Source organism: Acinetobacter qingfengensis (genome assembly GCF_008693185.1).
Taxonomy (GTDB): domain Bacteria; phylum Pseudomonadota; class Gammaproteobacteria; order Pseudomonadales; family Moraxellaceae; genus Acinetobacter; species Acinetobacter qingfengensis.
This window is the reverse complement of the sequence record NZ_VXKN01000001.1, coordinates 351,523-363,949: the sequence shown is the minus strand read 5'-3', so window position 1 is coordinate 363,949 and position 12,427 is coordinate 351,523. Positions and strand designations below refer to the sequence as shown.

The 12,427-nt window shown below is 38.5% G+C and carries 11 protein-coding genes; 8 read left to right on the top strand and 3 right to left on the bottom strand.

Going from position 1 to position 12,427, the window contains the following annotated elements:
* Nucleotides 1-142: 142 nt before the first annotated feature.
* Nucleotides 143-382, top strand: a complete 240-nt coding sequence (locus F4V57_RS01520; protein WP_070069884.1) for a hypothetical protein — start codon at nt 143-145, stop codon at nt 380-382.
* Nucleotides 383-435: 53 nt separating this feature from the next.
* On the opposite strand, the gene F4V57_RS01515 is transcribed toward F4V57_RS01520, so the two are convergent.
* Together F4V57_RS01515 and pepN are read right to left on the bottom strand one after the other, a co-directional pair.
* The gene (locus F4V57_RS01515; RefSeq protein ID WP_070069885.1) at nt 436-849 is read right to left on the bottom strand and encodes an RDD family protein; all 414 of its coding nucleotides are present in this window, start codon (nt 847-849) and stop codon (nt 436-438) included.
* A gap of 74 nt (nt 850-923) precedes the next feature.
* Nucleotides 924-3,533, bottom strand: a complete 2,610-nt coding sequence (gene pepN, locus F4V57_RS01510; RefSeq protein WP_070069886.1) for an aminopeptidase N — start codon at nt 3,531-3,533, stop codon at nt 924-926.
* Nucleotides 3,534-3,745: 212 nt separating this feature from the next.
* On the opposite strand from pepN, the gene F4V57_RS01505 reads away from it, so the two are divergent.
* Both F4V57_RS01505 and thiM read left to right on the top strand, forming a co-directional pair.
* Nucleotides 3,746-4,921 (top strand): hypothetical protein, encoded by a 1,176-nt coding sequence (locus F4V57_RS01505; RefSeq protein WP_070069887.1) that lies wholly within the window; start codon nt 3,746-3,748, stop codon nt 4,919-4,921.
* Between the two features lie 15 nt (nt 4,922-4,936).
* A complete protein-coding gene (thiM, locus tag F4V57_RS01500; RefSeq protein ID WP_227515689.1) occupies nt 4,937-5,749 on the top strand; it encodes a hydroxyethylthiazole kinase in 813 nt (270 codons plus the stop codon).
* Here the strand turns inward: thiM and F4V57_RS01495 are convergent.
* A complete protein-coding gene (locus F4V57_RS01495) occupies nt 5,736-6,554 on the bottom strand; it encodes a TIGR01458 family HAD-type hydrolase (RefSeq protein WP_070069889.1) in 819 nt (272 codons plus the stop codon). The genes thiM and F4V57_RS01495 overlap by 14 nt on opposite strands.
* Before the next feature lie 145 nt (nt 6,555-6,699).
* On the opposite strand from F4V57_RS01495, the gene F4V57_RS01490 reads away from it, so the two are divergent.
* The 5 genes from F4V57_RS01490 to metK all read left to right on the top strand — a co-directional run bounded on the left by F4V57_RS01490 (nt 6,700) and on the right by metK (nt 12,359).
* A complete protein-coding gene (locus F4V57_RS01490) occupies nt 6,700-7,212 on the top strand; it encodes an MJ0042-type zinc finger domain-containing protein (RefSeq protein WP_070069890.1) in 513 nt (170 codons plus the stop codon).
* A gap of 430 nt (nt 7,213-7,642) precedes the next feature.
* A complete protein-coding gene (gene fis / locus F4V57_RS01485) occupies nt 7,643-7,912 on the top strand; it encodes a DNA-binding transcriptional regulator Fis (protein ID WP_070069891.1) in 270 nt (89 codons plus the stop codon).
* A 75-nt stretch (nt 7,913-7,987) separates the two neighbouring features.
* Nucleotides 7,988-9,562 (top strand): bifunctional phosphoribosylaminoimidazolecarboxamide formyltransferase/IMP cyclohydrolase, encoded by a 1,575-nt coding sequence (gene purH / locus F4V57_RS01480; RefSeq protein ID WP_070069892.1) that lies wholly within the window; start codon nt 7,988-7,990, stop codon nt 9,560-9,562.
* 107 nt (nt 9,563-9,669) lie between these two features.
* The gene (purD, locus tag F4V57_RS01475) at nt 9,670-10,953 is read left to right on the top strand and encodes a phosphoribosylamine--glycine ligase (RefSeq protein ID WP_070069893.1); all 1,284 of its coding nucleotides are present in this window, start codon (nt 9,670-9,672) and stop codon (nt 10,951-10,953) included.
* A gap of 239 nt (nt 10,954-11,192) precedes the next feature.
* The gene (gene metK / locus F4V57_RS01470) at nt 11,193-12,359 is read left to right on the top strand and encodes a methionine adenosyltransferase (RefSeq protein WP_070069894.1); all 1,167 of its coding nucleotides are present in this window, start codon (nt 11,193-11,195) and stop codon (nt 12,357-12,359) included.
* Nucleotides 12,360-12,427: the final 68 nt, after the last annotated feature.

The window sequence follows — 12,427 nt, the reverse complement described above, 5'->3', positions numbered from 1 at the left end:
CTGTGACAAATATCACTATTTTTAAAATAATATATTTATAATCAAATACTTGAATTTTTATAACTTTATATTTCTAAAGAATTGAATTTTTTAGATAAAAGCGTATAGTGCGCATTATGTTAGGTCACAACAGTTTATTTGTATGAGTATTTTGCAACGCTTTATCTTGTCTAATCAACAGCACAACCGCCATTTAAATCAGGTACATTGTGTCGAAAATGATTATGCGGGCAAATCTTGCGAACAACTTTTTCAAATTTTGCTTACCACTCAAGATCAAGATTTAATTTCTGGTTTAAAACGTCTACTACTCTCTCGTGGTTATACGCGCAAAGAGCTACAACAAATTTTGACCCCGCAAATTCGTATTAAAGGCTGTTAGCCTATAGCCAAAGTGCAGGAGCAAATATTATCCTGCACTCAAAATATCAATTACTAAATTTCTTTTACCACAACAGTATTGGCAATTTTATCATGCCATCCTTGTTTCTTTGGGTCCCATATAACCCACAATAACCCCAAGCAAAAAATTAATGTTGCCGGAATATAACCCAAATAGCGTAAAATACTTTGTCCTAGTGTCAAGTGATGACCAGTTTGGGCATCAAGCACTTTAAGTTTCAATAAACGTTTACCTGGTGTTCCTGCAAATTTCACCCAGCAATAGACAATAAAAGCAGCACTCAATAATTGAAAAAAAGCATCGACCCAATTAAATTCTGTACTGGTAAAATAATCTTCATTCAAAAGAAGTCCAATAGGTATCGTTACCAGCATAATAATAATTGCATCAATGATTGATGCACCCATACGAATCCAGAACCCAGCATATTGATATTGTTGTGACATGATTTATATCTCTAATAAAAAACTCAGCCAGCAAAATACTGACTGAGTTTATGTTAAATAAAAATGAATCGTATTTAAATAGCCAACATACTATTCACCGTTTCCACTACATTTTTGGATTTCACTTCAGCTTGTAGTTGTTGTAAAGCTGCTTTCACTTCATGCTGACGAGGTTCAGCCAATGTATACCAACGAGAAAGCACCTGAATCATACGGGCACCAACAATTGGATTTTTTTCATCCATAAGTTTTGCTAACCCGATAAAATGTTCTACACCAACATTTTGCCATAAATTTACAGGCCGTGATGCCAGCCCACCAGTCACTGCACGTATTCGATTTGGTGTTCCCAAATCATAATCAGCATGTGCGGTCAATTGTGCAATCTGCTGTTGATCTGCTTGAGGATGTGCTGCCTGAATCATAAACCATTGATCGAGTGCCAATGCTTCATCTTTGAAACGTTGATAAAAATCTGCCAAAACTTGTTCTGCCTGAGGTGCATTATTCCATACCAGAACACGCATTGCACCCAAACGCTCTGTCATATTGGTGGTGTGTTGATATAAATTAAATGCCCAATCAAATGCACAAGTGTCGCCATGACGTGCCAACATACTGAGTGCAATATTGCGTAAAGCACGTACACCCATCGCTTGACTAAACTCTTGCTGTTGATCCGGATCAAAATCCTGATAGATTTCTTTCCAGAAATCACCCATGAATTGCGCCAGTTTGTTTAACAAAGCTTCTCGTTTTTCCGCAACGAACTCTGGCTGATAATTTTGGTCAATACGACTGGCCAGATAACTTTCTGTCGGGACATCAAGTAAACGTGATGCCAATAAAGGATCTTGTGGCGCCAACTGCGGCAAGACCTGTTGCATCGCCTGCAAATATACGTCTACCGAATGATCCTGTAGTAAAATACGTTCTAACAACGCTTGTGTTGCCTGCCATTGATTAAATCCATTGGTTTCATGACGCAATAAAAATGCCAATTCAGCATCAGAATAATCAAAATCCAGATTAACAGGCGCAGAAAAATTTCTAAGTAAAGAAATCACTGGTTTCTGGGCAATCTGCTGAAAAGTAATTGTTGCCTGTTCCTGTGTAAATAAATACACACCATCTTTAACCTGATTTTCAAATAAATCAGTACAGTCCAGTGTAAATTGCTCCCCAGATTCAGCATCAAATAAAGCCAGTGCAACAGGAATCGGGACTGCTTTAAGAGATGGATACTTATGATGTGACTTGATACTTTGCTTAAAATGTAAAGTTAATGTTTTTGCCTGTGCATCATGTGCTGCCTGAACAGCCAAAGTCGGTGTACCAGGTTGATTGTACCAGGTTAAAAATGCAGACAAATCTACACCAGAGCCTGCACTTAAAGCAGCCACCCATTCTTCAACTGTTACCGCTTGCCCATCATGACGATAAAAATATTCATCAGTACCCTGACGAAACTTTTCTTTGCCGAGCAAGGTGGCCATCATTCGGGAAATTTCAGCGCCTTTTTCATAAACTGTGGCTGTATAAAAGTTATTGATTTCCACGAAATGATCCGGACGTGGCGGATGTGATAACGGTCCGGCATCTTCAGGAAACTGGTGTGATTTCAATACAGACACATCATCAATACGTTGTACCGCAGGTGATTGTAAATCTTCAGAAAAAGATTGATCACGAAAAACGGTTAATCCTTCTTTTAAACATAATTGGAACCAGTCACGGCAAGTAATCCGGTTTCCTGTCCAGTTATGGAAATATTCATGTGCAATTACAGATTGGACTCGCATAATTGCTGCATCAGTTGTCACTTCAGGATCAGCCAACACACAGGAGGTATTAAAAATATTTAAACCTTTATTTTCCATTGCCCCCATATTAAATGCACTGGTTGCCACGATCATGTAATTATCCAAATCGTAAGCACGACCATAATGTTCCTCATCCCAGCGCATCGAATCTTTTAAAGCTTGCATAGCAATCTGGCATTTTGGAATATCTTTTTCTACAGCATAAATTTCTAGCGCAACATCTCGACCTTCAATCGTGGTGTAACGATCTTTTAACACTTGCAAATTTCCAATGACACAGGCAAACAAGTAACTTGGTTTTTGGGTAGGATCCTGCCAGATTGCATAATGACGATCACTTCCAACTGTCCCTGTTTCCAGTAAATTGCCATTGGCAAGTAGTACTGGATATTTTAAATCTGCTTCTACACGGGTGGTGAATACCGACAACACATCCGGACGATCCGGATAAAAGGTAATTTTACGAAAGCCTTCCGGTTCGTTTTGTGTCACAAATAAATCGCTACCCGCCTGATATAAACCTTCAAGTTGCGTATTACTTTCAGGATGAATAATCACTTCAGTTTCAATGATTGCCTGATCTGGAAGTTCAGCAATGATGAGTTGCTCAGCATCTAATTGATATTGATTTTCTGCAAGCTGCTGTCCATTCACCACAATACGTTGTAATTGCAGGTCACGCCCCAACAGTATCAAATCACCCGGATGTTGCCGTTGTACCTGCAAAGTAGATCGCACAATACTATGATCATCAAACACCCGAATATCCAGATGAATATCTTGCACTGCAAATGCAGGAGGCGTGTAATCTTTTAAATAAATGGTTTCTGTTACACCAGACGCATTTACAGCAATGTTCATATTGTCGTCATCCTAATTTTATAGTCAATTTAATGAAGGTGTATATCTGGGCAAATCAAACAATTTAAAGCCCATATCAAACTACTTACTCAACAATTTATTAAAAAACTAAAATCCAAATAATTCAATATAGTTTTTATCCAGATAAAATCTTCTTTCGCTTAAATTTGAGGTAAACTTTTCTAAACTCTTGCTGCTGTTATTGCCCTATCATGCCAGAACTTACACAAATTTATCAGAAACAACTGGATCAAAGTCAACTCTGCCCAATTTGTCAGGCAGCCATGTACTGGATTGAAGGCGAATATTTTCAGCAGAATTTAAACTTTCATCAATGCAGCCATTGTGAACATTGTATTTTTTATGCAGATACACCACATACCTGTCATTGCAAACATTGTTTACAAAAACGCCAAAAAGAAATTCAGGCGACCCGTTTTCAGGAGCGTAAAAACGAATGGACAAAAAAACGGGAACGTCAGGATAATGTCGAAATTCTGCTAAATGACCTGAGTTTATTACATAAACTTTTTTTATTGAGCTTATTGGATGGTACTGTGGATGATCAACGACCACATACTGAATTTATTGATTTCGAACATTATTATCCATTGCAGATTACACCTAGTTATCAATTGTTCAAACAACTTAAAAAAACCTTTATCGAACGTTATTATTTACTCTCTCTGGGAAATTCAGAGCAACAATTTTTTCCAAATTTACGTTTACAAGGCTATCGTGAACCAAGCCTATTGAGCTTGACTCAGCAATTACGTCAATGGTTCTATCAAGATTTTACTCAAGGCGTGCCATACAAAGACAGTGAGGAAGTTAAGGATACCTTAATCACTTTACTGGCACATGAGTTGGTTAATTATTGTCAATATCGCTGCCAAAAATGGCAAATATTATTTTATGCCAATCAACAGTTTGTGGATTATTGTAAAGAGCTACTCCGTGATCTGGCTGTCAGCCAAATCTATCACCTGATTGATCGTGGATTAAATTATTTATACGATCAGCAATTACTGGACAATACCAATAAAAATTATGTCAATACCAATCGTTTACGCAAAACTTTACAAGGTTATCGTGAACGTGGACAACAACAACACTGGGAAACTGCAAGCCTTGCCCGCCCCATTGATTTGCCTTACTCACAAATGACGTATATTTTTATTGACCGTTTTCTAAAATTTGAACAAAAAGTATTTATTCAACCGATCTGGAAATGCTGGCAAGATATTTTGCCTCGACTACGTTTTTTCACCGAACGGCACTGTATTCATTGTGGTAGTAAAGATTTACATATTGAATATAGTGCAGAAAATTATGTGTCTTTTAGCTGTTTGCGCTGCAAACATCAGGATCATTATTTTATTCGTTAAAGGATGAATAATTCTATGCAACACAATCAGATTATTGAAGAATTAACCAGCATCTGGCAACAATTACAGCAAACACAACCATTGGTGCATTGCATTACCAATACTGTTGCCAGTAATTTTGTCGCCAATGTTTTACTGGCAATCGGTGCTTCTCCTGCAATGATTGACAATCCATTAGAAGCAGAGAATTTTGCCAGAATTGCTGCGGCATTAAGTATCAATACGGGTACGCCAAACACTGAACAAACTCAAGCCATGTTTAAGGCTGCACAAGGCGCAACACTAGCACAAACGCCGTGGATACTTGATCCAGTAGGTTACGGTACAATTCTGAAATGGCGAAGTGAAACAGTTGATCAATTACTGACATATTCACCTCGAATTATTCGCGGTAACGCATCTGAAATTGCTGCTTTGGCTGGTTACCAAACCACAGGAAAAGGGGTCGATACCACGCTATCTCCAGAAAATGTATTGCAGCATGCTGCAACTTTAATTCAACAAAATAATCAATGTATTGCCATTTCAGGCACCACAGATTTTATCTTAAGCCAACGTTATGGTGTAATTGCCATTCAAGGCGGAAGTTCACTACAACCAAAAGTTACAGCGATGGGTTGTGCTTTAGGTGCAGTATGTGCTGCCTATCATGCAGTAACTGATGATAGCACCTTGGCTGCAATAGCTGCTCATGCACAATTTGCTTATGCAGCACAGCAAGCTGAACAAACTTCTACAGCACTTGGTCGCTTTCAAATCACTTTTTTGGATGCGTTATCGCAATTTCGTCCAGAATATTTCACAGAGGTTCAGTTCAACCAACATTAATTTTTTCTTGAAAATACGACGATAAATCTGCGACTGACTCAATGACAAGATCTGGACGAATCTTTGATTGCTCATGATAAGCTTGTCGGTATTTACCAGTTTTCACTAAAATACCAAAAATACCCGCACGCTGGGCACCACCAACATCACTGTCAATATCATCACCGATTAAGATGGCTTGGCTTTCATCACATTGTGCCGAGCGCAAAACTTGCTGAAAAAATGCCACCGCAGGTTTACCAATAATTAAGGCATCTTGTCTGGACACGTATTCCAGACCAGCAATAAATAAACCGATGTCAACTTTTAAACCATGGCGGGTTTGCCAAAATCGATTTTTATGCAAAGCAACCAGTTTTGCCCCCTGATTTAATGCATAAAAGATTTGATTAATTAAATTATAATCCCAAGCTTCGCCTATATCGCCAATTACAACAAAATCAGGTTGCTGGGTTTCATGTATAAACTCAGAAAAATCTTGCACTATATTTGCATGTACCACTGGCCAGACTTTTATTTTACGCTGTAAAATTTGCTGTTGTTCGCGTAAATAAATCCGGCTTGCTTCGGAAGCACTTAAAATTTCATGACTTTGTGCCTGAATGTTCGCTTGATACAAATGTTGCAATAACATTTCCTGATTTTGTGTAGTTGTATTGGTCATAAACCGAATCATGTAATTTTGCGCACGTAATTGTTCGATCAGTAAATTTGCACCCTCTATCGGCTGACCATCGATATGTAAAGTTCCATCAATATCAAAGATAATGAGTTTTACTTGAGTAGGTAATGCAACGTTGCTCATAGCTACTCCTTTTATTGATAGCTGTTTTGCTATCTTATTAAGTTTTTTATTCTTTCTACAAGCTGTTTTTTATACCGAAATGTTTTTATACTCTAAGCACGAACCCCAGATTAGGTGAACATGTAATGTTCGCAATGAAAAATCCATGCGCTACTTAAGTCAATGTCCAAGTTGCCAAACCATTTACCGATTATCATTATCCCAAATTAATATTTCTGATGGTCGGGTCAAATGTGCGCAATGTCAGCATATTTTTAATGCCTTATCCAACTTTATTCTTGACCCAAGACAATCTATATCCACAGAAATGGATGAGCGTGTAATTTCTGTACCAGAAGCAACAACACCTTCGACAAGTGAAACCTGTACAAAAAAAATACATAACAGGCATCAGCAATATGTGAGCGAATTTATGCATTATCGTGTAGAAGGTTCAAAACTGAATTTACAAACTTACCTGAATAATCTTAATCGTATTAATCCCACACCAGATGAATCACGAAAAGAGAATATACTTCAAACACCATATAACCCACTCATCATTCAAAAAAAATATAATAAAATTATTAACTTAAATCAACAGTTTTTACCTATTAAAATTATTTTAATTCTGCTATCGATCTTCTTTTTACTGATTATTTACCAGACCATTAGGTAATTCTTTTTACACAAAATACTAATCTATTAACCACAGCAACAAAAAAAGTTTCGCACTATAAAACAATTTAAACCAAAAATACAGAAAAAAATTTAAGAAAAAATTGCAGTTTATTTACTCACTTTTTCATAGAAAATGCTATTATATGCGCCATTGAAGTTTACTTATCCTCTGTGTCGCTCTAGTCACAATTTATTACTTAACAAAACTATTTTTACCAATGGATATATTGGTAATGAGGTAGTTTTTTTGTGAGTTTTGTTTTAGGATATTTTTTGAACGATTTTATTGTTCATTGAAGTGCCCAAGGGCAATTTAACTTCTTACTTAATTTTTGATAGTTTTTTTAATTTTTAAAAATACTATCTTCGACTTTGACTAACTTGCCACTGTATCAATATATCGTGGTCTAATATTTTGGGTTTTTAGCATGAATAGCAAATCTCCTATTTTTACTGCGCAGTCTGACGTTGCCTTACGTATTCACGTCGATCGTGCAGTTCGCCATTACTTCGCGCAACTACAAGGCGAACAGCCTTCTCAAGTTTACGATTTAGTATTGGCTGAAATGGAGAAGCCTTTATTATCAGTAGTACTTGAATACACGCGTGGTAATCAAACACGTGCTGCTGAAATCTTAGGGCTTAACCGTGGGACTTTGCGTAAAAAGTTAAAAGCGCACGGACTTATGGCCGAATAAATGATAAAATGCTCGCTGTTGCGGGCATTTTTTTTATGCCTTTTTTATATTAACTGCTAAAAAAATCTGATTGCTATGACAGTTTCTCGTGCTTTAATTTCTGTATCTGATAAAACAGGTATTGTTGACTTCGCCAGAGCATTGGCGCAACTAGGGATCGAAATCCTTTCTACTGGTGGAACTTATAAACTACTGAAAGAAAATCAAATTGCAGTAGTAGAAGTATCAGAACATACTGGTTTTCCTGAAATGATGGACGGTCGAGTTAAAACCCTGCATCCAAAAATTCATGGTGGCATTCTGGCACGCCGCGGTCTTGATGAGGCTGTAATGCAGCAACATCAGATTGACCCGATTGATCTGGTGATTGTAAATTTATACCCATTTGCAGCCACTGTTGCCAAAGCAGATTGCTCTCTGGCTGATGCCATTGAAAACATTGATATTGGCGGGCCAACCATGGTTCGTGCTGCTGCGAAAAACCATGCATCTGTCGGCATTATTGTCAACGCAAGTGATTATGATGCTGTAGTAGCAGAACTTAAAACCAGTGGTGAATTATCACAGGCAACACGTTTTGATTTAGCAGTTAAAGCCTTTGAACATACTGCACAATACGATGGCATGATCGCCCAGTATCTAGGTGCCCGCGTTGGCAAAAAAGAAGGTGAAGCAGATCAATTTGCCCGTACATTCAATCTGCAACTTAACAAAGCACAAGATTTACGTTACGGCGAAAATCCACATCAATCCGCTGCATTCTATGTTGACTCGGCAGCAAAAGAAGCCTCCGTTTCTACTGCAAAACAATTACAGGGTAAAGAATTATCCTACAACAATATTGCCGATACTGATGCAGCACTGGAATGCGTCAAATCATTTGCAAAACCTGCCTGTGTAATTGTAAAACATGCCAATCCATGTGGTGTTGCCGTATCACTGGATGGAATTAAAACAGCTTACGACTTGGCTTATACGACTGACCCTGAATCTGCTTTTGGTGGAATTATTGCATTTAACCGTGAGTTAGATGTTGCAACAGCACAAGCGATTGTAGAGCGTCAGTTTGTTGAAGTGATTATCGCACCGGCAATTGCTGATGGGGTACTTGAAGTAACTGGTGCCAAGAAAAATGTCCGAGTTCTAATTTGTGGTGAATTACCATCAATTAATGAACGCGCTGCGCAACTGGACTTTAAACGTGTAAATGGTGGCTTACTGGTTCAGGATCAGGATTTAGGCATGATTAAAGCAGCTGACCTGAAAGTTGTAACAACACGCACACCAACTGAACAAGAAATTGATGATTTAATTTTTGCATGGAAAGTGGCTAAATACGTCAAATCCAATGCGATTGTATATGCAAAAAATCGTCAAACTATCGGTGTCGGTGCAGGTCAAATGAGCCGTGTCAACTCAGCACGTATTGCAGCAATTAAAGCAGAACATGCCGGTCTTGTTGTTGAAGGTGCTGTGATGGCATCTGATGCCTTCTTTCCTTTCCGGGATGGTATTGACAATGCAGCAAAAGCTGGAATCAAATGTATCATTCAGCCAGGTGGTTCCATGCGCGACCAAGAAGTTATTGCAGCAGCAAATGAACATGGTATCGCCATGGTATTTACAGGAATGCGCCACTTCCGTCACTAAACTGAAACTTATTCACGTTTAAACATTAGCTAAAAGCAACCTTCTCAACACTTTTAATGTATTTATAAGCGCTTGAGAAGGTTTTTTACTATAAATTGGAGAATTTTATGAATATTTTGGTTTTGGGTAGCGGTGGTCGTGAACACGCCTTATCCTGGAAAATTGCACAGGATGAAAAAGTAAAAAAAGTATATGTTGCACCGGGAAATGCCGGTACGGCACTCGAAGCCAAATGTGAAAATATCCTTCTGGATATTCTGGACAATTCTGCCATTATTGCATTTGCACAGAACAACGCCATCAACTTGATTATTGTTGGCCCAGAAGCACCTTTAGTCAATGGTGTTGTAGATGCCTGCCGTGCCGCCAATATCAAAATCTGGGGTCCTACCCAATATGCAGCGCAACTGGAAGGTTCCAAAGCTTTTGCCAAACACTTCCTGAAAAAACACAATATTCCAACGGCTTTTTATGATGTTTTTACCGATGTTGATGCAGCCAAAGCCTATGTTACACAACATGGTGCGCCAATTGTTATTAAAGCAGATGGTCTAGCTGCGGGTAAGGGTGTCATTGTTGCCATGAACAATGATGAAGCTTTTGCAGCAATTGATGACATGCTAGCCGGCAACAAATTTGGTGATGCAGGTTCTCGTGTTGTCATTGAGCAATTTTTAGAGGGAGAAGAAGCATCCTTTATTTGCATGATTGATGGTGACAATATCCTACCAATGGCAACTTCACAAGATCATAAACGTATTTTTGAAGGTGATCAGGGACCAAATACTGGAGGTATGGGTGCATATTCACCTGCTCCTGTTGTCACTGATGATGTCTTTGAACGTGCCATGACAGAAATTATGCGCCCAACTGTAGAGGGTATGAAAAAAGATGGTCATGTCTATACGGGTTTCCTTTATGCAGGATTGATGATTGACAAAAGTGGACAACCTCGCGTCATCGAATTCAACTGTCGTTTTGGTGATCCGGAAACTCAGCCAATCATGATGCGCCTACAGTCTTCATTGATTGATTTAGTAGAAGCAGGATTGGCTGGGAATTTACCCAAAGAAGCACAATGGGATGAACGAAAATCTATCGGTATTGTTTTGGCTGCCGAAGGATACCCAGAAACAGTTCGTAAAGGTGATGTCATTTCTGGCTTGGGTTCAAATCTTGCGGATACCAAAGTTTTTCATGCAGGAACAGCAAACAATGCAGAGGGTCAGGTCATTACTGCCGGCGGCCGTGTGCTTTGTGTAACGGCTTTGGGAAATAGTGTACTTGAAGCACAAACAAATGCTTTAACTGTTTGTGGGGATATCACTTTCAGTGGTATGCAATATCGCCGTGATATTGGTTATCGTGCCATTGCTCGTGAACAAAATTAATTAAATATATCAGGCTCATACTTTATGAGCCTGATGTTCTAAAATAATTTTTAGATCTGTTTCAATCATTTTTCATATCAAAATGAAAAAAAATCATTCCACAAAAACTTTTAAATAATTCATATTTTTCATAAAGTTAATCAATAATACATATATATCAATGTTTGCATTACCCTAGTTAAATTCGGACGAAAGTAGTAGTATATCGCCATTTTGTAAAATCAACATTTGGAATATTCATGCGAGAATATGCTGTATTTACCTCTGAATCGGTAAGTGAAGGTCATCCAGACAAAATGGCCGATCAAATTAGTGATGCTATTTTGGATGCTATTTTAGAACAAGACAAATATGCTCGTGTCGCATGCGAAACATTGGTTAAAACCGGCGCTGTTGTTCTGGCAGGTGAAGTCACAACCACAGCAAATGTTGATGTGGAAAATATTGTACGCCAAACGGTTAATGGTATTGGTTACCATCATTCCAATCTGGGTTTTGACGGTTCAACCTGTGCCGTGATTAACATGATTGGTAAACAATCTCCTGAAATTGCACAGGGTGTTGATCGTCAGAAACCTGAAGATCAAGGTGCAGGTGATCAGGGATTGATGTTTGGTTATGCAAGTTCTGAAACAGATGTATTAATGCCAGCACCGATTTTGTATGCACATCGCTTAATGGAACGTCAGGCAGAACTACGCCGTAATGGTAAATTGGCATGGTTACGTCCCGATGCCAAGAGTCAGGTTACCTTTGCCTACGAAAATGGTAAACCTGTACGCCTTGATGCTGTAGTTTTATCGACTCAGCATGACCCCGAAATTGCACAAAAAGATTTAAAAGAAGCGGTCATCGAAGAAATTATTAAGAAAATTATTCCTGTGGAAATGTTTCATGCTGATACCAAATTTCATATCAACCCAACCGGTTTATTTGTAATTGGTGGTCCGGTCGGTGATTGTGGTTTGACTGGTCGTAAAATTATTGTAGATACTTATGGCGGTATGGCACGACATGGCGGTGGTGCTTTCTCTGGTAAGGATCCATCCAAAGTGGATCGTTCTGCTGCTTATGCAGGTCGTTATGTAGCAAAAAACGTAGTTGCTGCCGGTCTGGCCGAAAAATGTGAAATTCAGGTCAGTTATGCCATTGGTGTGGCTGAACCAACTTCTATTTCAATTAACACATTCAATACTGGCAAAGTTTCTGATGAGATGATTATTACATTAATTCGTGAATACTTTGATTTACGTCCATACGGCATTACACGTATGTTAAATTTATTGCAACCAATGTACCAAAAAACTGCAACTTATGGCCATTTTGGTCGTCAGGGTGCAGCCAATGCCTTTACTTGGGAATTAACAGATAAAGCAGATGCTCTACGGCATGCCGCTGGTTTGTAATTCAAACAGAGAAACTTGCAGCATCTTCATGTTGCAAGTTTTTTATCCCCTTTCAAAACATAATCTAA

What these genes read in the sequence shown, in the direction of transcription:
- F4V57_RS01520 (WP_070069884.1), top strand. Translation starts at nt 143, where the DNA reads ATGAGTATTTTGCAACGCTTTATCTTGTCTAATCAACAGCACAACCGC.
- F4V57_RS01515 (WP_070069885.1), bottom strand. Translation starts at nt 849, where the DNA reads ATGTCACAACAATATCAATATGCTGGGTTCTGGATTCGTATGGGTGCA.
- pepN (WP_070069886.1), bottom strand. Translation starts at nt 3,533, where the DNA reads ATGAACATTGCTGTAAATGCGTCTGGTGTAACAGAAACCATTTATTTA.
- F4V57_RS01505 (WP_070069887.1), top strand. Translation starts at nt 3,746, where the DNA reads ATGCCAGAACTTACACAAATTTATCAGAAACAACTGGATCAAAGTCAA.
- thiM (WP_227515689.1), top strand. Translation starts at nt 4,937, where the DNA reads ATGCAACACAATCAGATTATTGAAGAATTAACCAGCATCTGGCAACAA.
- F4V57_RS01495 (WP_070069889.1), bottom strand. Translation starts at nt 6,554, where the DNA reads ATGAGCAACGTTGCATTACCTACTCAAGTAAAACTCATTATCTTTGAT.
- F4V57_RS01490 (WP_070069890.1), top strand. Translation starts at nt 6,700, where the DNA reads ATGCGCTACTTAAGTCAATGTCCAAGTTGCCAAACCATTTACCGATTA.
- fis (WP_070069891.1), top strand. Translation starts at nt 7,643, where the DNA reads ATGAATAGCAAATCTCCTATTTTTACTGCGCAGTCTGACGTTGCCTTA.
- purH (WP_070069892.1), top strand. Translation starts at nt 7,988, where the DNA reads ATGACAGTTTCTCGTGCTTTAATTTCTGTATCTGATAAAACAGGTATT.
- purD (WP_070069893.1), top strand. Translation starts at nt 9,670, where the DNA reads ATGAATATTTTGGTTTTGGGTAGCGGTGGTCGTGAACACGCCTTATCC.
- metK (WP_070069894.1), top strand. Translation starts at nt 11,193, where the DNA reads ATGCGAGAATATGCTGTATTTACCTCTGAATCGGTAAGTGAAGGTCAT.